This is a genomic window from Pseudomonas sp. FP597, assembly GCF_030687435.1.
Taxonomy (GTDB): domain Bacteria; phylum Pseudomonadota; class Gammaproteobacteria; order Pseudomonadales; family Pseudomonadaceae; genus Aquipseudomonas; species Aquipseudomonas lactucae.
Genome location: NZ_CP117432.1, coordinates 2,150,019 through 2,169,214 on the forward strand (window position 1 = coordinate 2,150,019; position 19,196 = coordinate 2,169,214).

A 19,196-nucleotide genomic window follows, 5' to 3' on the forward strand; every position below is an offset into this window, starting at 1 on the left:
TGGGCGCCATAGTGAGTACCAGAAAGGAGCCCCTACATGTCAGACCAGCCTAAACAGATGACCGAAGACGAAGCCGCCGAATTTGCCGAGCAGGTCTTCGACGTCGCCCGCCGAGGCGACGCGGCCATGCTCGCCGCGCTGCTGGCCAAAGGCTTGCCAGCCAACTTTCGCAACCACAACGGCGACACCTTGCTGATGCTCGCGGCCTACCACGGCCATGCCGAGGCGGTAAAAGTGCTGCTGGAATTCAAGGCCGACCCGCTGATTGCCAATGACAAGAACCAATTGCCGATTGCCGGCGCGGCGTTCAAGGGCAATTTGCCGGTGGTCAAGGCGCTGATCGAAGGCGGTACGCCGGTGGAAGCGGCTTCGTCCGACGGGCGTACAGCATTGATGATGGCGGCCATGTTCAACCGCGTGGAAATGCTCGATTACCTGCTTGGTCAGGGCGCCAACCCCAAGGCCACCGATGCTCAGGGCGCGACGGCGCTGGCGGCGGCCCAGACGATGGGGGCCGCGGATACGGCGGCGCGGTTGCAGAAACTGGTGTAGGCTACGCGCCCTCCAAAACCCGCCCGCTACAGGATCACCCCATGAAGACCGCCCTCGTCGAACTCATCAGCAAAATCAGCGCCGGGGTCATGGGCGAGGACGAGGTGGCGCGCATCGCCGATGAAGCCGCCCAGGCTTATGCCGATCCGGTGGCGTTCCTGGCGGCCAACCCGGACATCAACTACGACGACAGCTTCCCGATTCCGCTGGGGGAGTGGGTCGTGGTCGGCAGCCTGCCGGACACCGTGCTGTTCCAGGCCGACACCTATGGCGATCTGTTTGCGCAGATCGTCGCTTCGTTCGGCCCGGGCGTGGCGTTCAACCTCAAGCCCAAGCAATTGGCCAAGACCGAAGACCTTACCGCGCTCAACCGCATCCAGATCCAGATGAGCGCCCTGAGCCCGCAAGACGGTGGCTATGTGTTGCTCAACTTCAGCCAACTGCTGGATGACCAGATCCAGGCCGTGCTGGTGTTCGGCAACGACCTGCCGCGGGTGCTGGAACTGTGCGCCGAAGTCGGCATTCAGGCCGAGCCGTCGCTGGAAGCGCTGAAAGTGGCGGTGCACGCCTGAAATAAAACGGAACCCCTGCCAGGCCTGACTATCCTACAAGTGCATGCCCCCACTTAGGAGCGACACCATGGGTTCCACTTTTAATGGCTTGATCGGGTTGATCATCCTGGCGCTGGATATCTGGGCGATCATCAACGTGTTCAAAAGCGGCGCGAGCACCGGTGCCAAGGTGCTGTGGATCCTGTTGATCCTGCTGCTGCCGGTACTGGGCCTGATCATCTGGGCGATTGCCGGGCCGCGCGGTAACGTACGGATCTGATCGCCTCACTCCTTCTGGAGTGGGCACAGTCAATGTGGGAGGGAGCAAGTCGAATCGTCGCACCGCCCTCCCACATTTGGTTTAAGGCGTCCGGAAGATTTGTGTATCGAAATATTCGCTGCACAGAATTTTCACACCCTGTCCAAGACAATTTCCCGGATTTATCTGCCTGCCAACAAGGTGGTGCAGCCGTGCCCGTTCACTAATTAATAGCCTTGCTGTGTTTGATCGGGCACCATTCGCGCCACTGCACTATTTCATCACTTAACTTCCAATGGGTCCTGAAACGACATGGCAAACCCGGACGCCCTGAGTCAGCAGCGAGCTTCAAATCGCCTGCTGCAACCGACCGTCAAATCTCATCTGGCGTACACGCTGCTCTGCGCACTGGTCATGATGGTGATGTTTTCCCTGCTGCGCCTGGCGCTGCTGGTCTACAACCGCGAGATGATCCTCGACACGCCGGCCTCGACGTTTCTTGAAGCCTTCGCCAACGGCCTGCGCTTTGATATCCGTCTGGTGATGTACCTGCTGATTCCGCTGCTGCTGGCCCTGTTCAGCGTACGTGCGATGGCCGCGCGCGGGTTCTTCCGTTTCTGGCTGACGATTGCGTCCAGCATCGCCTTGTTCCTGGGCCTGATGGAGATGGACTTCTACCGCGAGTTCCACCAGCGCCTCAACGGCCTGGTCTTCCAGTATGTGAAGGAAGACCCGAAAACCGTGATGAGCATGCTCTGGTACGGTTTCCCGGTGGTGCGCTACCTGCTGGCCTGGGCCGTAGGCACGCTGATCCTGAGCATGGCGTTCAAAGGCGCCGACCGCGCCACGCGTCCACGCGGGCCGTTCAGCGGTGGCAGCATCGGCACGCGCCCGGTCGCGCCGTGGTACAGCCGCATCGCCGTATTCGTGGTGTGCCTGCTGATCGCCGTGGTTGCCGCCCGTGGCACCCTGCGCCAGGGCCCGCCGCTGCGTTGGGGCGATGTGTACACCACCGATTCGAATTTCGCCAACCAACTGGGCCTCAATGGCACCCTGTCGCTGATCGCGGCGGCCAAGGCGCGTTTCGGCGAAGACCGCTCCAATATCTGGAAAGCCACGCTGGACCAACCGCTGGCCACCCAGACCGTGCGCGACATGCTGGTGCTGCCGCAAGAGAAACTGGTCGATACCGACACCGCCGCTGTGCGCCGTGACTACATGCCACCGGCCGAGAAGACCCTGCCGATCAAGAACGTGGTCGTGATCCTGATGGAAAGCTTCGCCGGTCACTCGGTAGGCGCATTGGGCCGCCCAGGCAACATCACGCCGTACTTCGACAAGCTGTCCAAGGAAGGCCTGCTGTTCGACCGCTTCTTCTCCAACGGCACCCACACCCACCAGGGTATGTTTGCCACCATGGCGTGCTTCCCGAACCTGCCAGGTTTTGAATACCTGATGCAGACCCCGGAAGGCAGCCACAAACTGTCGGGCTTGCCGCAGTTGCTCAGTGCACGCAAGTTTGACGATGTATATGTCTACAATGGCGACTTCGCCTGGGACAACCAGTCGGGTTTCTTCAGCAACCAGGGCATGACCAACTTCATCGGCCGCAACGACTTCGTCGACCCGGTATTCTCCGACCCGACGTGGGGCGTGTCCGACCAGGATATGTTCAACCGGGGTCTGGAAGAGTTGAAGGCGCGTGAAGGCGGCAAGCCGTTCTACGCACTCCTGCAAACCCTGTCCAACCACACGCCGTACGCACTGCCGACCCCATTGCCGGTAGAGAAAGTCACCGACCGTGGCAGCCTCAACGAGCATTTGACGGCCATGCGCTACTCCGACTGGGCCCTGGGCCAGTTCTTTGAAAAGGCCCGCAAGGAGCCGTATTTCAAAGAGACCCTGTTTGTGATCGTGGGCGACCACGGCTTCGGCAACGAACAGCAGATCACCGAGATGGACCTGGGCCGCTTTAACGTGCCGATGCTGATGATCGCACCGGGCATGCAAGAGAAGTTCGGCGAGCGTGACCACACCGTAGGCACCCAGATCGACATCGTGCCGACCATCATGGGGCGCCTGGGTGGCGATACCCGGCATCAGTGCTGGGGCCGTGACCTGCTGAACCTGCCGGAAGGCGACAAGGGGTTTGGTGTGATCAAGCCGTCGGGCAGCGACCAGACCGTGGCCCTGGTCACCGCAGACCGTATCCTGGTACTGCCCAAGGAGATGCCGCCGAAGTTGTGGCAATACGAATTGGGCGCCAACCCGACCGGTAAAGTGATTGCTGAATCGCCGGACGAAGCAGCACTCAAGCAAAAACTTGAGTCGTTCCTGCAGACGGCTACCAAGAGCCTGCTGGATAACACCGCCGGTGTGGTTGACGGCAAGCCGGACTAACTAACCGGCAATAAAAAAGAGGCCTTTGAAGGCCTCTTTTTTTATCTCGTGTTTATATCCGACCGAGTAACAACAGCACCAGCAGAACCACCAGCACGACGCCCAGAATACCGGACGGGCCATAACCCCAGTTACGCGAGTGAGGGAACACCGGCAGGCCACCGACCAGCAGGAGGATCAAGATAATGATCAGAATGAGGCTCATGGTTTTTTTCCTTATTGGCCTTCTGCAAAGACCGGTTGTTAACGATACGCTCGTACATCTTGTAACGAACGCCTTAACAACTCCGACTCTGTCCCATCGAAGAAAATTCCAAGTTTTTTTAAAGCATTTCGCTCAGTCGGTTATTTCTTTTAAACCGCGCGCACTTAACGATCTTAGTTGAAAAAAGATTGAACTAAGGTGCTGCGCAGGTATCCGACCGAGCCTGCGGTTTGCCTGGGGCATTCATCACTCTGATGGTGCGTGGGTGCGGGAAAAACCTTCGCTACACTGCCGGTCACTTCTTCTGTGAACCACAAGGCTACTTCCTATGCAAAATCGCATGATGATCACCGGCGCCGGGTCCGGCCTGGGTCGTGAAATCGCTCTGCGCTGGGCCCGCGAGGGTTGGCAGTTGGCCTTGTCGGACGTGAGCGAGCCAGGCTTGCAGGAAACCCTGCGGCTCGTGCGCGAGGCCGGCGGCGATGGGTTTATCCAGCGTTGCGATGTGCGTGACTACAGCCAACTCACCGCGTTCGCGCAGGCGTGCGAGGTGAAGCTGGGGGGCATCGATGTGATCGTCAACAATGCCGGCGTCGCCTCGGGCGGCTTCTTCGCCGAGTTGTCCCTGGAAGATTGGGACTGGCAGATCGCGATCAACTTGATGGGCGTGGTCAAGGGCTGCAAGGCCTTCCTGCCGCTGCTGGAAAAGAGCAAGGGGCGCATCATCAATATCGCCTCCATGGCGGCGCTGATGCAGGGGCCGGCCATGAGCAACTACAACGTGGCCAAGGCCGGTGTGGTGGCGCTCTCGGAAAGCCTGCTGGTGGAACTCAAACAGCAGGAAGTCGGGGTGCATGTGGTGTGCCCGTCGTTCTTCCAGACCAACCTGCTGGATTCCTTCCGCGGTCCGACCCCGGCGATGAAAGCCCAGGTAGGCAAGTTGTTGGAGAGTTCGCCGATTTCGGCGGCGGATATTGCCGATTACATCTTCCAGCGTGTCGCGGAGGGTGAGTTCATGATCCTGCCCCACGAACAGGGGCGCCTGGCATGGGCGCTTAAGCAGAAGAACCCGCAGTTGCTTTATGACGAGATGACGACCATGGCCGATAAAATGCGCGCCAAGGCCCAAGCTACTAAAGGCTGAATGGGTATGAGTCTGTCAGGCAATTTACCTGCATGTGTAGGTATTGCCTGATTTCATCGCAAGCCGTTGCTGCAGCCCTACCCAGCGCGCATGGTTGAGGTCCTGTTACTCAAAAAGGACAACCGCCATGCTGGTCTTAAGCCGCGCCGTAGGCGAAATCATCTCCATCGGCGATGACATCGCCGTGCACATCCTTGAATTGAACGGTTCCCAGGTTAAGTTCGGCGTAACCGCGCCGGCCGAGGTGCATGTGCATCGCGCCGAGGTGTACCAGAAAATCCAGGAGCAACAAACCGCCCAATCCCAGCCCCTGACCGCCCCCTGAAAGAGGCGTCAGTCGAACAGATGCTTGGGCACGTCGTGCTTGAGCATCAATTGGCATTGCTCGCTTTCCGGATCGAACACGATCAGTGCCTGGCCTTTGGTCAACGCCTGGCGCACCCGCAGCACGCGGGTCTCCAGCGGCGTGTCGTCGCCATTGTCGGTGCCGTCACGGGTGACGAAATCTTCGATCAGTCGGGTCAGGGTATCGACTTCAAGCGCATCGTGTGGAATCAGCATACAAGCCTCGGGTATCAAGTCCCGGCGATGCTACTGCGCCGGGACCCGTGTTGCCAGCGTCAGGACTTACTACCGACCAGACTGTCCACCGACGGTACGCGCGTGTCGCTCTCCATCTGTGTCTCGTGCTCGATCTGATGACTGAAGCGGTCCAGTGAACCCTGGGCCGGCTGGGCATCGCTGGCGAACACCGGCGGGCTGAGGATATACGCACCCAACAGACGGCTCAGCGCGGCGAGGCTGTCGATGTGGGTGCGTTCGTAGCCGTGGGTCGCGTCGCATCCGAACGCCAGCAGCGCGGTGCGGATATCGTGGCCGGCGGTCACCGCCGAATGCGCGTCGCTGAAGTAGTAGCGGAACAGATCGCGGCGTACCGGCAGGTCGTTGTCCGCCGCCAGGCGCAGCAAATGCCGCGACAGATGATAGTCATACGGCCCGCCGGAATCCTGCATCGCCACGCTGACCGCATGTTCGCTGGAATGCTGGCCGGGGGCGACCGGGGCGATGTCGATGCCGACGAATTCACTCACATCCCAGGGCAACGCGGCGGCGGCACCGCTGCCGGTTTCCTCGGTGATGGTGAACAGCGGGTGGCAGTCGATCAACAACGGCTCGCCGCTGTCGACAATCGCCTTGAGTGCGGCGAGGAGGGCCGCCACGCCGGCTTTGTCATCCAGGTGGCGCGCACTGATATGCCCGCTCTCGGTGAACTCGGGCAAGGGGTCGAAGGCCACGTAGTCACCCACACTGATCCCCAGGGAGTCGCAATCGGCGCGGGTTGCGCAGTAGGCGTCCAGGCGCAGTTCCACGTGGTCCCAGCTCACTGGCATTTCGTCCACGGCGGTGTTGAATGCGTGCCCGGAGGCCATCAACGGCAACACACTGCCACGGATGACACCGTTGTCGGTGAACAGGCTGACGCGGCTGCCTTCGGCAAAGCGGCTCGACCAGCAGCCGACCGGCGCCAGGGTCAGGCGGCCGTTGTCCTTGATGGCACGCACAGCGGCGCCGATGGTGTCCAGGTGCGCCGACACCGCGCGGTCGGGGCTGTTTTTTTGGCCCTTGAGGGTGGCGCGAATGGTGCCGCGCCGGGTCATTTCAAAGGGAATGCCGAGTTCTTCCAACCGCTCGGCGACATAGCGCACGATGGTGTCGGTAAACCCGGTGGGGCTGGGAATGGCGAGCATTTCCAGCAGCACTTTCTGCAGGTAGTTGAGATCCGGTTCAGGGATGGTTCGGGTCATGAAAACTCCTGATGAGATAAGGGTGCTTTTGTGGCGAGGGAGCTTGCTCCCGCTGGGCTGCGGAGCAGCCCCAGTCAATTCACCCGGTTCTTTCAGTTAAAGCGCGTTGGCCTGTTTCAGGGCTGCTACGCAACCCAGCGCGAGCAAGCGCCCTCGCTACAGGTCATTGGGCGGCCGGTTGGCTGTGCGGAAATAGCAGGTCCACAAACTTCTCCGCTGTCGGTTGCGGTTCATGGTTGGCCAGGCCGGCGCGTTCGTTCGCTTCGATAAACACGTACTCGGGTTGATCGGCGGCAGGCACCAGCAGGTCCAGGCCCACCATCGGGATGTCGAGGGCGCGGGCGGCGCGTACGGCGGCATCCTTGAGCGTCGGGTGCAGGATTGCGGTGACGTCTTCCAGGCAACCGCCGGTGTGCAGGTTGGCGGTACGGCGTACGGCCAGTGTTTCGCCGCGCGGCAGGATGCTGCTGTAGTCGTAGCCCGCGGCGGCCAGGGTGCGTTCGGTCTCGGCGTCCAGCGGGATTTTGCTTTCGCCGTCGGTAGCCGCCTGACGACGACGGCTTTGCGCCTCGATCAACGCGCCGATGCGATGTTGACCGTCACCGACCACTTGCGCCGGGCGCCGGATCGCCGCGGCGACCACCTCGAAACCGATCACCAGGATGCGCAGGTCCAGACCCTCGTGAAAACTTTCCAGCAGCACCCGGCTGTCGAATTGCCGCGCCGTCTCAATCGCCTGCTGCACCTCTTCGATGCTTCGCAGGTCCACCGCCACGCCCTGGCCTTGCTCGCCATCGAGCGGCTTGACCACGATGCGCTGGTGTTCGTCGAGGAACTCCAGGTTCTCGTCGGCACTGCCCGCCATTTGCTGCGACGGCAGGTTCAGCCCGGCGGCCTGGAGCACCTTGTGGGTCAGGCTCTTGTCCTGGCACAGGGTCATGCTGATGGCGCTGGTCAGGTCACTCAGCGACTCCCGGCAACGCACGCGGCGCCCGCCATGACTGAGGGTGAACAACCCGGCGTCGGCATCGTCCACCTGCACATCGATGCCACGACGGTGGGCTTCCTCGACGATGATGCGCGCATAGGGATTGAACCCCGCCTGTGGCCCAGGGCCAAGGAACAGCGGCTGGTTGATGCCGTTTTTGCGCTTGATCGCAAACGTGGTCAATGCGCGAAAACCGAGCTTGGCGTAGAGGTTCTTGGCCTGGCGGTTATCGTGCAGCACCGACAGATCGAGGTAGCTCAAGCCACGGCTCATGAAATGCTCCACCAAGTGACGCACCAGCACTTCACCCACGCCGGGGCGGGTGCATTGCGGATCGACCGCCAGGCACCACAGGCTGCAGCCGTTTTCCGGGTCGTGGAAGGCTTTTTGATGATTCAGGCCCATGACGCTGCCGATCACCGCGCCGCTGTCTTCGTCTTCCGCCAGCCAGTACACCGGGCCGCCTTGATGACGCGGCGTGAGGCGTTCGGCGTCGATCGGCAACATGCCGCGCCCTTGATACAACTGGTTCACCGCCTGCCAGTCGGCCTCGCTCTGTACCCGGCGGATACGAAAGCCGCGAAACACGCGGGTTGAGGGGCGATAGTCGGTGAACCACAGGCGCAACGTGTCGGACGGGTCGAGGAACAGCTGCTGCGGATCGATCCCGAGAATTTGCTGGGGCGCGGCCACATACAGCGCGATGTCGCGCTCGCCGGGGTGCTCATTGAGCAGTTCCCCGGCCAGGCTGGCCGGGTCCGGGAAGGTGTGCCCGATCAACAGCCGGCCCCAGCCGCAATGCACGGCAATCGGTTCGGCCGCCGATGGGCTGCCGTCTTCGGCCAGGCGTGCTTGCAGGCGTTCGTACGTGGGCGCCTGGCCTTTGAGCAAGCGTTGGCTATACGCCGCTGCGTTAGGTTTCATGGATCAGATTCCTTGTTCGCTGAGCCACAGGTTCAGCGCCGCCAGTTGCCACAACTTGGAGCCGCGCAACGGGGTCAATTGGCCTTGAGGGTCGGTCAGCAAGCGGTCGAGCATGGCCGGGTTGAACAGGCCGCGGTCCTGGCTCGGGTCCAGCAGCAGATCGCGTACCCAGTTCAAGGTGTCGCCCTGCAAATGCTTGAGGCCAGGCACCGGGAAGTAGCCTTTCTTGCGGTCGATGACTTCACTCGGAATCACCCGGCGCGCAGCTTCCTTGAGCACCTGTTTGCCGCCACCGGGCAACTTGAATTTGCCCGGTACACGGGCCGACAGTTCCACCAGGCGGTAGTCCAGGAACGGTGTACGCGCCTCCAGGCCCCAGGCCATGGTCATGTTGTCGACGCGCTTGACCGGGTCGTCCACCAGCATCACCGTGCTGTCCAGGCGCAGGGCCTTGTCCACGGCGGCATTGGCACCCGGCATTGCAAAATGCTCACGCACGAAGTCGCCGGCGGCGTCATTGGCGGTCAGCCATTTCGGTGCGACGGTGGCGGCGTAGTCGTCGTAGCTGCGGTCGAAAAACGCCGCGCGGTAGGCGGCATACGGGTCGCTCGCGCCGTCCACCTGCGGGTACCAGTGGTAGCCGGCAAACAATTCATCGGCGCCCTGGCCGCTTTGCACCACCTTGCAGTGCTTGGCCACCTCCCGCGACAGTAGGTAGAAGGCGATGCAGTCGTGGCTGACCATCGGCTCGCTCATGGCACGGAACGCCGCCGGCAGTTGCTCGATGATCTCACTTTCGGCGATGCGCAGTTGGTGGTGACGGGTGCCGTAGTGCTTGGCGATCAGGTCCGAATACTGGAACTCGTCGCCGCGTTCGCCGCCGGCATCCTCAAAACCAATGGAGAACGTGGACAGGTCCTGCACGCCGACTTCGCGCAACAGGCCGACGAGCATGCTTGAGTCGACACCGCCGGAAAGCAGCACGCCCACATCCACGGCAGCGCGCTGGCGGATGGCCACGGCTTCGCGGGTGCTGTCGAGCACGCGGTCGGTCCAGTCTTGCAGCGTCAGGTTTTTTTCATCGTCATGCGGGCCGTAGGGCAGAGTCCACCAGGTTTTTTGCTCGGTGGTGCCGTCGGCGTCGATGCGCATCCAGCTCGCCGGCGGCAGTTTTTCGATGCCCGCCAGCAAGGTGCGTGGCGCAGGTACGACGGCGTGGAAATTGAGGTAGTGATTGAGCGCCACCGGGTCGAGGATCGGGTTGATGTCGCCGCCCTTGAGCAACGCCGGCAGGCTCGATGCGAAGCGCAGGCGCTGACCGGTGCGCGACAGGTACAACGGTTTCACGCCGAGACGGTCACGGGCGATGAACAGGCGCTTGGCGTCACGCTCCCAGATGGCAAACGCAAACATGCCGTTGAGCTTGGGCAGCAGCGCTTCGCCCCAGGCGTGATAGCCCTTGAGCAGCACTTCGGTGTCGCCGCCGGAATAGAACGCGTAGCCCAACGCTTCAAGCTCCTGACGCAGTTCCGGGAAGTTGTAGATGGCACCGTTGAACGCCAGTGACAGCCCCAGTTGGGCGTCGACCATCGGCTGGGCCGAGCCGTCCGACAGGTCCATGATTTTCAGACGCCGATGGCCCAGGGCAATCGGCCCTTGGGCCTGGAAGCCCCACGCATCAGGGCCGCGTGGTGCCAGGTGATGGGTAATCCGTTCCACTGCCGCGAGGTCTGCAGGGTGGTGATCGAAACGTAACTCGCCAGCTAATCCGCACATAGGTTCCTTACCGGTTTTTCCGTTGGGGAGGGATAAACGTACCGTGCACCAAAATGGCCGGTACCCAGAAACTGACCCGAGCAGATTGTGGGAGTTTTAGAACAATACGTTATAAGGCGATCTGCCTTGATGGCCTGCTGCTCAGCCGGTGAGCGGCGCGGCTGCGCTGGAATGTGCGGTAGACAGGTCAATGTTCAATGCAAAGTTCGGGTCAGCCGCCCTTGTTATGACTCGGCCTTGCCGCGTATCAACGCACGCAAGGCGAACCGGTTCGGATGGCAGGCTTCGGCCACGCTGCGTGGCAGTGGCAAGGGTTCATTGTCCAGCCAGGCCGCCAGCAGCTCTGCACACAGCGGCGCGGTGACCAGCCCGCGCGAGCCATGGCCGCTGTTGATATACAGGCCGTCGAGCCATGGGCAGGGCGCCTCGGGGATCTGGCGGGCATCCTTGCGCAACGCCGCGTAGGTCTGGTCGAAGGCACCGCGCTCGGCCAGCGGACCGACAATCGGCAGGTAGTCCGGGCTGGTGCAGCGAAAGGCCGCGCGGCCTTGCAGCTGTTCGGCAGGCAGATGATCGGCGCCCAGGCGTTGCAGCAGGTCGGTGGAGATTTCGCGCAGCATGTCCAGGTTGCCGACATGTTCGGCCACGGTCGGCGTCAGGTCATCGTTGTTAAAGTCGAAGCTGGCCCCCAGGGTGTGTTCGCCCAGGCGCGCCGGGGCGACGTAGCCCTCGGCGCAAACCACGGTGGTCAGTGCCTGGCTGCGCGGAGTGTGCGCCAACCGGGTGATCTGCCCGCGAATACGTTTGAGCGGCAGATCGGCGCTGACGGCGAAACGCTTGATTTCGGCGGCGCCGGCCAGCACCACCACACTGGCACTGGCCAGCACCGTATCGCCCGCCGTGGCCTGCCATTGGCCATCAACGCGTTGCAAGGCCAGGGCCTCATGATGCGCCAGCACCTCGATCAACGGGTGGCGTGCCTGCCATTCGCACAACGCGGGTGGATGCACCCAGCCACCCTCCGGGAAAAACAGCCCGCCCTGTTCCAGTGCCACGCCGGCGCGGGCCTGGGCTTGCGCCGCGTCCAGCAGGTGCAGCAGGCTCGGTGCGAAGGCGTCCGCCAATTGCTCCTGGCGTTCGGCTTCCTTGGCATTGAAGGCCAGTTGCAGCACGCCGCAGCCGTCCCAATCGACGCCGCGGTGCAGGTGTTCCAGCAAGCGCCGGGTGTGGCCGAAGCCGCTGAGAATCAGCTGAGAAAGCGCCGTGCCGTGGGCCGAGAGCTTGAGGTACAGCACGCCTTGCGGGTTGCCCGAGGCTTCCTGTGCCAGCGCCGCATGACGCTCCAGCACGCGCACGCGCCAGCCGCGCGCGGCCAGGCTGGCCGCCGTGGCGCAACCGGCCAGGCCACCGCCGATCACCAGCGCGCTGCGTTCGCCGCGAAGGCGCGCCGGGCGGGCGAACCAGGGTTTGCCGGGCGCGGGCAGCGGCGTTTCGGCCGGCCAGCCGAGGAATTCACCGCGCAGGATCTCCCACTTATGCCCGATACCCGGTGTGCGCTTCATTTTGAACCCGGCAGCATTGATCAGCCGGCGCACCCAGCCGGTGCTGGTAAAGGTACTGAGGGTCGAGCCGGGGGCCGCCAGCCGTGCCAGTTCGGCGAACAGTTCGGCGGTCCACATATCCGGGTTCTTCGCCGGGGCGAAGCCGTCGAGAAACCAGGCGTCGACCTGGGCATCGAGTTGCGGCAACTGGTCCAGGGCATCGCCGATCAGCAGCGTCAGGGTCACCCGGCCTTTATCCAGGACCAGCCGCTGGAAACCCTGGTGGATGGCCACGTATTGGCCCAGCAACTGATCGGCCAGGGCCTTGAGCTCGGGCCACAGCGACAGTGCGCGGGCCAGGTCGGCGTGGCTCAGGGGGTATTTTTCGACGCTGACAAAGTGCAGGCGCGCCCCGCGTGGCGCTTGTTGATTGAACAACTGCCAGGCGCACAGGAAGTTCAGGCCGGTGCCGAAGCCGGTCTCGCCAATGACAAAGCCGCCGTGATCGGGCAGGGCCGCGAAACGTTCCTGCAGGCGGTTCTGCTGCAGGAACACGTAGCGCGTTTCTTCCAGGCCCGACTGGTCGGAGAAGTACACGTCGTCGAAGACCCGCGAATGCGGGCGACCTTGGTCATCCCAGTCGAGCTGGGCATGGGCGATGGGGGTCATGGGCGGCTCATAAATAACGGCAGGCAAAGGCAAGGCGGCCATTCTAGCTGATCAACCGGCAATGAATTGATCCATGGCAATCGCGGGTGGAATTTCCTCCTACGTGTTGCTGCCCAATCCGCTAGTCTTGAGCCATCTTGAAACGGAGCTGCCCATGTTCGAATCCGCCGAAATCGGTCACGCCATCGACAAAGACACCTTCGACGCCGAGGTGCCGGCGCTGCGCGAAGCGCTGCTGGAGGTGCAGTACGAGTTGCAACAGCAAAAACGCTTCCCGGTGATCATCCTGATCAATGGCATCGAAGGCGCGGGCAAGGGCGAAACCGTCAAGCTGCTCAATGAGTGGATGGACCCGCGCCTGATCGAAGTGCGCACCTTCGACCAGCAGACCGACGAAGAGCTGGCGCGCCCTCCGGCCTGGCGCTACTGGCGGCAACTGCCGGCCAAGGGCCGCATGGGTGTGTTTTTCGGCAATTGGTACAGCCAGATGCTGCAAGGCCGCGTGCATGGACAGATCAAGGACGCGCGTCTGGACCAGGCCATCGCCGGTGCCGAGCGCTTGGAAAAGATGCTGTGCGATGAAGGCGCGCTGATCTTCAAGTTCTGGTTCCACCTCTCCAAGAAACAGATGAAAGCGCGGCTCAAGGCCCTGGCCGACGACCCGTTGCACAGCTGGCGCATCAGCCCGCTGGACTGGCAGCAGTCCGAGACCTACGACAAATTTGTGCATTTCGGCGAGCGTGTGCTGCGCCGTACCAGCCGCGACTACGCGCCCTGGCACGTGATCGAAGGGGTCGACAGCAATTACCGTGGGCTCACCGTGGGCAAGCTGCTCCTGGAAGGCATGCAAAACGCGCTGAAACTGCCCAAGGGCAAGGCCAGCGGCATGAACCCGGCGCCGCTGATCGCCTCGGTGGACAAGAAGAGCCTGCTGGACAGTCTCGACATGACCCTGCGTCTGGACAAGGATGACTACGAAGAACAGCTGATTACCGAGCAGGCGCGGCTCTCCGGCCTGATGCGCGACAAACGCATGCGCAAGCACGCGCTGGTCACGGTGTTTGAAGGCAACGATGCGGCGGGCAAGGGCGGCGCGATTCGTCGGGTGGCGGCGGCGCTCGACCCTCGCCAGTACCATATCGTGCCGATTGCCGCGCCGAGTGAAGACGAGCGCGCCCAGCCCTACCTGTGGAGGTTCTGGCAGAAGATCCCGGCGCGGGGCATGTTCACCGTGTTCGACCGCTCCTGGTACGGCCGCGTGCTGGTAGAGCGCATCGAAGGTTTCTGCACCCCGGCGGACTGGATGCGTGCCTACGGCGAGATCAACGACTTCGAAGAGCAACTGCGTGATGCCGGCGTGATCGTGGTCAAGTTCTGGCTGGCCATCGACAAACAGACGCAGCTGGAGCGCTTCCAGGCCCGTGAGGACATCCCGTTCAAACGCTTCAAGATTACCGAAGACGACTGGCGCAACCGCGACAAGTGGGATGACTACCGCGCGGCCGTGGGCGACATGGTCGACCGCACCAGCACCGAGGTGTCGGCCTGGACCCTGGTGGAAGCCAACGACAAGCGCTGGGCGCGGGTCAAGGTACTGCGCACGATCAACCAGGCGCTGGAGGAGGCGTTTGCTAAAACCGACAAGCACGACAAGAAGAAAAGGAAATAGCCTGGATGGCTCGGTCCGATGTGGGAGGGGGCGTGACCCGATGGCCCCTCCCACACAAACCGTGTGCCACCCCCATGCTTTTGCATCCATGGGGTGAATGATCGTCGCGGTTGGGCAGGCCTGGATTTATCCTCGATCCATCTCCCAACAACGACAAGATCGAGGTAGCCCATGCGTGAAGTTGTGATCGTCGACAGCGTACGAACCGGCCTGGCCAAGTCCTTTCGCGGCAAGTTCAACCAGACCCGCCCGGATGACATGGCGGCCCATTGCGTCAATGCGCTGCTCACTCGCAATGGCGTCGACCCGGCCACGGTGGAAGACTGTATCGTCGGCGCCGGCTCCAATGAAGGCGCCCAGGGCTACAATATCGGGCGCAACGTGGCGGTGCTGTCGCGACTGGGCACCGGTACGGCGGGCATGACCCTCAACCGTTTCTGTTCCTCGGGCTTGCAGGCGATCGCGATTGCGGCCAACCAGATCGCGTCGGGCTGCAGCGACATCATCGTCGCCGGTGGCGTCGAATCCATCAGCCTGACCATGAAGAGCGTCAATACCGACAACCTGATCAACCCGCTGCTCAAAGAGCAGGTGCCGGGCATTTACTTCCCCATGGGCCAGACCGCCGAAATCGTCGCGCGGCGCTACAACGTCAGCCGCGAAGAACAGGACCTGTACGCCCTGCAAAGCCAGCAACGCACCGCCCAGGCTCAGGCCGAAGGCTTGTTCAACGATGAAATCGTGCCGATGGCGGTGCGGTACAAGGTCGAGGACAAGAACACCGGCGCGGTGCAGGTCCTTGAGGGCGTAGTCGATCGGGACGACTGCAACCGTCCCGACACCACCCTGGCCAGCCTGCAGGGGCTCAAACCGGTGTTTGCCGAAGACGGTTCGGTGACGGCGGGCAACTCCTCGCAATTGTCCGACGGCGCGTCGATGACATTGGTGATGAGCCTTGAGAAAGCCCTGGCACTGGGGCTCAAACCCAAGGCGTTTTTCCGTGGCTTCACCGTGGCTGGCTGCGAGCCCGACGAAATGGGCATCGGCCCGGTGTTCTCGGTGCCCAAGTTGCTTAAAGCGCGAGGCTTGCAGGTGGCGGATATCGACCTGTGGGAGCTCAACGAAGCGTTCGCTTCCCAGTGCCTGTACGCGCGCAATCGTCTGCAAATCGACAACGCCAAGTACAACGTCAACGGCGGCTCGATCTCCATCGGTCATCCGTTCGGCATGACGGGGTCGCGGCAAGTCGGGCATCTGGTGCGTGAGCTGCAGCGGCGCAAGCTGCGCTACGGCATCGTGACCATGTGCGTCGGCGGCGGCATGGGAGCGACGGGCCTGTTCGAAGCCGTTCGTTAGCTTTGATTGAAGGCCAGCGGTCAACGTGGGAGCTGCTCGGCTCCCACCTTTGATTGCTGTTGAATCAGGTCCAGTGGTGGACCGGCCAGCCCGCCTTCTCGGCCTGTTCGCGCAACACCGGGTCCGGGTTCACCACGTGTGGATGATCAACCTTCAGCAACAACGGCAGGTCGTTGCGCGAGTCCGAGTAGAAGTAAGCGCCCTCCAACGTCTCGCCGTTGAGTTCCAGCCATTCCAGCAAGCGCGTGATCTTGCCTTCACGGTAGGTCAATACGCCCACGGTGCGGCCGCTGTACACGGCGTGGGCGACGTCCAGCTCAATGCCCAATACCTCATCGATACCGATGCGCGCCGCAATCGGTTTGACCAGGTGGGTGCCCGAAGCGGAAATCACCAGAATCCGGTCGCCATTCGCGCGATGCCTGGCGATGGTCTTGGTCGCGTCGCTGTAGATCAGCGGCTCGATCACATCCTCCACCCAGGGTTCCACCAGATGCTCGATCTCCTCCGGCGTACGGCCGATCATCGGCTCCAGGCTGAAGTCCATGAAGTCCTCCATGCGCAGCTTGCCCTGGCTGTAGGCGTCCATCAGTTCGTTGTTCCTGCGCATGAACGACTCGGGGTCGACCCAGCCCAGGCGGCCCATCTGCTCGCTCCACAGGGTGGCGCAGTCGCCGTGGATCAGGGTCTCGTCCAGATCAAAAATTACCAATGCCATCGGTCACGCTCTCTCAGTCAATCGTTGCATCAGGCTACTTCACACAGTGCACTGGGGTCGATGGAAAGTGCCAGGCGCTGGCCGTCCGGGTGCAGGTCGTCGGCAGAGCGGTTGAGCACATCGACCACCAATTCCACGCCCCGCGCTTCGATGCGGTAGCGGATCACGTTGCCCAACAGGCTGTGGCTGCGTACCAAGGCGTCCAGCTCGCCGCTGCGGCTTAGTTCGATGGCCTCGGGACGAATCGCGATGCGCCCGCTGATCGGGCGCTGCAGCAATTGGGTGGCCTTGTCGGCATCGAGCAGGTTGTAGTTGCCGATGAACCCGGCGGCGAACACGTCCACCGGCGCGGTGTAGAGGGTTTCGGCATCGCCGCTTTGCACGATCTTGCCCTGGTTCATCAGAAAGATGCGGTCGGACATGGTCAGGGCTTCTTCCTGGTCATGGGTCACGAAGATTGTGGTCAGCCCCAGTTCACGCTGGATCTGGCGGATCTGTTCGCGCAGGTGCTTGCGAATGCGCGCGTCCAGCGCCGACAGCGGCTCATCCAGTAGCAACAGGCGCGGGCGGGTGACCAGGGAGCGGGCGAGGGCCACGCGCTGGCACTGGCCGCCGGACATCTGGTGTGGGTAGCGCCCGGCCAGGTCCTTGAGTTCCACCAGTTGCAGCACCTCCTGTACGCGCTTGTGGCTGTCGTCGGCGTTGACCTTTTGCATGCGCAGGCCAAAGGCGACGTTCTGTTCCACGGTCATATTGGGGAACAGCGCGTAGCTCTGGAACACCATGCCGATGTTTCGTTTTTGCGGGCTGAGCGGGACGATGTCCTGGCCATCCAGCAGGATCTTGCCGCTGTCCACCGAGGTCAGCCCGGCGATGCAGCGCAACAGGGTCGATTTGCCGCAACCGGACGGGCCGAGCAGGGTGACGAACTCGCCCTTGGCGATCTCGCAGTTGATATCGCTGAACACCGGCGTACCGGCGTAGCCTTTTTGCAAATGTTGGACGCTGACGAAGCTCATTGGCTTTTGTCCTTGTTCAAGATATTGGCGGCCCAGGTCAGCACCAGCACAAAGAAGAAATAGGAAATGACCACGGCACTGGTGAAGTGGCCGCTGCTGTTGCGCATGTTGTTGAGGTACACCTGCAGGGTCTCGTAGCGGGTGCCCACCAGAATGTTGGCGAACACGAACTCACCGAACAGGAACGAGAAAGAAAGCAGCAGCGCCACCATCAGGCCTTTGCGCAGGTTGGGCAACACCACGAAGATCGCCGCTTGCCAGGTGCTCGCGCCGAGCAGTTGCGAGGCGTCCATCAAGTCGCGAAGGTTGATCGCCTGCAGGTTGTTGGTGATCGCCCGGTACATGAACGGCAACGCCACGGTGAAGTAGCAACCGATCAGAATCCAGGGTGTACCCACCATTGCGAATGGTCCGGAACCGTAGAGTTGCAGCAGGCCCACCGACGACACCACCGGCGGCACCGCGAAGGGCAGCAGGATCAGGATGTTCATCAGCGCATCGAGCTTGGGGAAGTGGTAATGCACCACGAACAGCAGCGGCAGGATCAGCACCACCGACAGGATCAGCGCGCCCACGCACACCAGTAGTGACTGACCGAAAGCCATCAGGAAGCGTGGATCACTCCACAGCTGTACATACCACTTCACCGTAAAGCCGGCCGGCAGAATGGTCGCCGACCAACTGCTGGCAATCGAATAGATAAACGTGCCCACCAGCGGCAGTACCAGGATTGCAAACAGCAGGTACACCACCGTCCGGTGGTAGAGGGTGGCCGGGCCGGCTTCAGCGCGAGACATGGTAGCTCCTCTTGAGCAGCAGTTGATGGACCACCGTGACCAGGGTCATCAGCGCCACCAGCACCACGGCCAGTGCGCTGGCCATGTTCGGGTCAAGTGACACATCGCCGGAGACCAGCCCCGCGATACGGATCGGCAGCACGTTGAAGTTACCGGTGGTCAGAGCGTAAACGGTGGCGTAGGCACCCAGGGCATTGGCCAGCAGGATCACGAAAGTGCCCAGCAGCGCGGGCGTGAGTACCGGCAGGCCAATATGCCGCCAGAACTGCCAGCCGTTGGCACCGAGCAGGGACGCCGACTCACGCCAGTCTTCGCGCAGCGCATCGAATGCCGGGTACAACAGCAGCACGCCGAGGGGGATCTGGAAGTAGGTGTAGAGGATGATCAGGCCGGTTTTGGAATACAGGTTGAAGTCCTGGATGATCCCCGCCTGTTTGAGCATGAGGGTGATGCTGCCGTTGAAGCCCAGCAAAATGATGAACGCGAAGGCCAGGGGCACGCCGGCGAAATTGCTGGTCATGTTGGCGAAGGCGGTGACGAAGTTGCGCAGCGGCGAATCCACGCGGCGCAGCGAGTAGCTGCCGAGGGTGGCGATGATGATGCCGAAGATGCTGGAGTAGAAACTGATCTCCAGGCTGAACTGGATCGCTTGCAGGTAGAACTTCGAACTGAAGATGCGCACGAAGTTTTCAAGGCCCCAGCCGGCCTCCTCGGTTTGCAGGCTGTTGATCAGCACCCACACCAGCGGCGCGATTTCGAACACGATAAAGAACAGCGCGAAGGGCACCAGGCACAGCAGCGCCAGCCATTTGCCGCGAGTCAT

18 protein-coding genes are annotated in these 19,196 nt (G+C 62.2%); 8 read left to right on the forward strand and 10 right to left on the reverse strand.

What is annotated here, in order from left to right:
- Positions 1-36 precede the first annotated feature (36 nt).
- From PSH66_RS10085 to PSH66_RS10100, 4 genes are all read left to right on the forward strand, one after another.
- Positions 37-552 carry an ankyrin repeat domain-containing protein gene (locus tag PSH66_RS10085; protein WP_078732399.1) on the forward strand — a complete coding sequence of 172 codons (516 nt, stop codon included), beginning with the start codon at positions 37-39 and terminating at the stop codon, positions 550-552.
- A 41-nt stretch (positions 553-593) separates the two neighbouring features.
- Complete coding sequence (locus PSH66_RS10090) at positions 594-1,124, forward strand: hypothetical protein (protein ID WP_305428959.1); 531 nt, start codon at positions 594-596, stop codon at positions 1,122-1,124.
- 67 nt (positions 1,125-1,191) lie between these two features.
- Positions 1,192-1,383: a PLDc N-terminal domain-containing protein gene (locus PSH66_RS10095; protein WP_003172956.1), complete on the forward strand. Its 192-nt coding sequence runs from the start codon at positions 1,192-1,194 to the stop codon at positions 1,381-1,383.
- A gap of 291 nt (positions 1,384-1,674) precedes the next feature.
- A complete protein-coding gene (locus PSH66_RS10100; protein ID WP_305428960.1) occupies positions 1,675-3,762 on the forward strand; it encodes an LTA synthase family protein in 2,088 nt (695 codons plus the stop codon).
- A gap of 52 nt (positions 3,763-3,814) precedes the next feature.
- Here PSH66_RS10100 and PSH66_RS10105 read toward each other — a convergent pair whose 3' ends face one another.
- Positions 3,815-3,967, reverse strand: coding sequence for a DUF3309 family protein (locus PSH66_RS10105; RefSeq protein ID WP_015885095.1), 153 nt, complete (start codon positions 3,965-3,967; stop codon positions 3,815-3,817).
- A 328-nt stretch (positions 3,968-4,295) separates the two neighbouring features.
- On the opposite strand from PSH66_RS10105, the gene PSH66_RS10110 reads away from it, so the two are divergent.
- Both PSH66_RS10110 and csrA read left to right on the forward strand, forming a co-directional pair.
- Positions 4,296-5,111: an SDR family oxidoreductase gene (locus PSH66_RS10110; protein ID WP_305428961.1), complete on the forward strand. Its 816-nt coding sequence runs from the start codon at positions 4,296-4,298 to the stop codon at positions 5,109-5,111.
- 127 nt (positions 5,112-5,238) lie between these two features.
- Complete coding sequence (gene csrA / locus PSH66_RS10115) at positions 5,239-5,436, forward strand: carbon storage regulator CsrA (protein WP_003172961.1); 198 nt, start codon at positions 5,239-5,241, stop codon at positions 5,434-5,436.
- A gap of 8 nt (positions 5,437-5,444) precedes the next feature.
- Here csrA and PSH66_RS10120 read toward each other — a convergent pair whose 3' ends face one another.
- The 5 genes from PSH66_RS10120 to mnmC all read right to left on the reverse strand — a co-directional run bounded on the left by PSH66_RS10120 (position 5,445) and on the right by mnmC (position 12,814).
- Positions 5,445-5,672 carry a YheU family protein gene (locus PSH66_RS10120; protein WP_003172962.1) on the reverse strand — a complete coding sequence of 76 codons (228 nt, stop codon included), beginning with the start codon at positions 5,670-5,672 and terminating at the stop codon, positions 5,445-5,447.
- Between the two features lie 59 nt (positions 5,673-5,731).
- On the reverse strand, positions 5,732-6,916 hold the full coding sequence (locus tag PSH66_RS10125) for an osmoprotectant NAGGN system M42 family peptidase (protein ID WP_305428963.1): 1,185 nt from the start codon (positions 6,914-6,916) through the stop codon (positions 5,732-5,734).
- A 163-nt stretch (positions 6,917-7,079) separates the two neighbouring features.
- Positions 7,080-8,828, reverse strand: coding sequence for an N-acetylglutaminylglutamine synthetase (gene ngg, locus PSH66_RS10130; protein ID WP_003172964.1), 1,749 nt, complete (start codon positions 8,826-8,828; stop codon positions 7,080-7,082).
- Between the two features lie 3 nt (positions 8,829-8,831).
- A complete protein-coding gene (locus PSH66_RS10135) occupies positions 8,832-10,604 on the reverse strand; it encodes an N-acetylglutaminylglutamine amidotransferase (protein ID WP_141063662.1) in 1,773 nt (590 codons plus the stop codon).
- A 224-nt stretch (positions 10,605-10,828) separates the two neighbouring features.
- The gene (mnmC, locus tag PSH66_RS10140) at positions 10,829-12,814 is read right to left on the reverse strand and encodes a bifunctional tRNA (5-methylaminomethyl-2-thiouridine)(34)-methyltransferase MnmD/FAD-dependent 5-carboxymethylaminomethyl-2-thiouridine(34) oxidoreductase MnmC (protein WP_305428964.1); all 1,986 of its coding nucleotides are present in this window, start codon (positions 12,812-12,814) and stop codon (positions 10,829-10,831) included.
- A 154-nt stretch (positions 12,815-12,968) separates the two neighbouring features.
- On the opposite strand from mnmC, the gene pap reads away from it, so the two are divergent.
- Together pap and PSH66_RS10150 are read left to right on the forward strand one after the other, a co-directional pair.
- Positions 12,969-14,483, forward strand: coding sequence for a polyphosphate:AMP phosphotransferase (pap, locus tag PSH66_RS10145; protein WP_141063619.1), 1,515 nt, complete (start codon positions 12,969-12,971; stop codon positions 14,481-14,483).
- A 171-nt stretch (positions 14,484-14,654) separates the two neighbouring features.
- Positions 14,655-15,839, forward strand: coding sequence for a thiolase family protein (locus tag PSH66_RS10150; RefSeq protein WP_003172969.1), 1,185 nt, complete (start codon positions 14,655-14,657; stop codon positions 15,837-15,839).
- Between the two features lie 64 nt (positions 15,840-15,903).
- On the opposite strand, the gene PSH66_RS10155 is transcribed toward PSH66_RS10150, so the two are convergent.
- Genes PSH66_RS10155 through PSH66_RS10170 form a run of 4 tightly spaced genes read right to left on the reverse strand, consistent with a single transcriptional unit; the run spans position 15,904 to position 19,196 of the window.
- Complete coding sequence (locus PSH66_RS10155) at positions 15,904-16,557, reverse strand: HAD family phosphatase (RefSeq protein WP_003172970.1); 654 nt, start codon at positions 16,555-16,557, stop codon at positions 15,904-15,906.
- A gap of 29 nt (positions 16,558-16,586) precedes the next feature.
- A complete protein-coding gene (locus tag PSH66_RS10160; RefSeq protein ID WP_305428966.1) occupies positions 16,587-17,576 on the reverse strand; it encodes an ABC transporter ATP-binding protein in 990 nt (329 codons plus the stop codon).
- The gene (locus PSH66_RS10165; RefSeq protein WP_003172972.1) at positions 17,573-18,373 is read right to left on the reverse strand and encodes an ABC transporter permease; all 801 of its coding nucleotides are present in this window, start codon (positions 18,371-18,373) and stop codon (positions 17,573-17,575) included. Before PSH66_RS10165 ends, PSH66_RS10160 begins: the two co-directional genes overlap by 4 nt.
- Positions 18,360-19,196: an ABC transporter permease subunit gene (locus tag PSH66_RS10170; RefSeq protein WP_176156617.1), complete on the reverse strand. Its 837-nt coding sequence runs from the start codon at positions 19,194-19,196 to the stop codon at positions 18,360-18,362. Before PSH66_RS10170 ends, PSH66_RS10165 begins: the two co-directional genes overlap by 14 nt.

What these genes read in the sequence shown, in the direction of transcription:
- PSH66_RS10085 (WP_078732399.1), top strand. Translation starts at nt 37, where the DNA reads ATGTCAGACCAGCCTAAACAGATGACCGAAGACGAAGCCGCCGAATTT.
- mnmC (WP_305428964.1), bottom strand. Translation starts at nt 12,814, where the DNA reads ATGACCCCCATCGCCCATGCCCAGCTCGACTGGGATGACCAAGGTCGC.
- ngg (WP_003172964.1), bottom strand. Translation starts at nt 8,828, where the DNA reads ATGAAACCTAACGCAGCGGCGTATAGCCAACGCTTGCTCAAAGGCCAG.
- PSH66_RS10135 (WP_141063662.1), bottom strand. Translation starts at nt 10,604, where the DNA reads ATGTGCGGATTAGCTGGCGAGTTACGTTTCGATCACCACCCTGCAGAC.
- pap (WP_141063619.1), top strand. Translation starts at nt 12,969, where the DNA reads ATGTTCGAATCCGCCGAAATCGGTCACGCCATCGACAAAGACACCTTC.
- PSH66_RS10120 (WP_003172962.1), bottom strand. Translation starts at nt 5,672, where the DNA reads ATGCTGATTCCACACGATGCGCTTGAAGTCGATACCCTGACCCGACTG.
- PSH66_RS10155 (WP_003172970.1), bottom strand. Translation starts at nt 16,557, where the DNA reads ATGGCATTGGTAATTTTTGATCTGGACGAGACCCTGATCCACGGCGAC.
- PSH66_RS10150 (WP_003172969.1), top strand. Translation starts at nt 14,655, where the DNA reads ATGCGTGAAGTTGTGATCGTCGACAGCGTACGAACCGGCCTGGCCAAG.
- PSH66_RS10165 (WP_003172972.1), bottom strand. Translation starts at nt 18,373, where the DNA reads ATGTCTCGCGCTGAAGCCGGCCCGGCCACCCTCTACCACCGGACGGTG.
- PSH66_RS10095 (WP_003172956.1), top strand. Translation starts at nt 1,192, where the DNA reads ATGGGTTCCACTTTTAATGGCTTGATCGGGTTGATCATCCTGGCGCTG.
- PSH66_RS10160 (WP_305428966.1), bottom strand. Translation starts at nt 17,576, where the DNA reads ATGAGCTTCGTCAGCGTCCAACATTTGCAAAAAGGCTACGCCGGTACG.
- PSH66_RS10090 (WP_305428959.1), top strand. Translation starts at nt 594, where the DNA reads ATGAAGACCGCCCTCGTCGAACTCATCAGCAAAATCAGCGCCGGGGTC.
- PSH66_RS10105 (WP_015885095.1), bottom strand. Translation starts at nt 3,967, where the DNA reads ATGAGCCTCATTCTGATCATTATCTTGATCCTCCTGCTGGTCGGTGGC.
- PSH66_RS10110 (WP_305428961.1), top strand. Translation starts at nt 4,296, where the DNA reads ATGCAAAATCGCATGATGATCACCGGCGCCGGGTCCGGCCTGGGTCGT.
- PSH66_RS10100 (WP_305428960.1), top strand. Translation starts at nt 1,675, where the DNA reads ATGGCAAACCCGGACGCCCTGAGTCAGCAGCGAGCTTCAAATCGCCTG.
- csrA (WP_003172961.1), top strand. Translation starts at nt 5,239, where the DNA reads ATGCTGGTCTTAAGCCGCGCCGTAGGCGAAATCATCTCCATCGGCGAT.
- PSH66_RS10170 (WP_176156617.1), bottom strand. Translation starts at nt 19,196, where the DNA reads ATGACTCGCGGCAAATGGCTGGCGCTGCTGTGCCTGGTGCCCTTCGCG.
- PSH66_RS10125 (WP_305428963.1), bottom strand. Translation starts at nt 6,916, where the DNA reads ATGACCCGAACCATCCCTGAACCGGATCTCAACTACCTGCAGAAAGTG.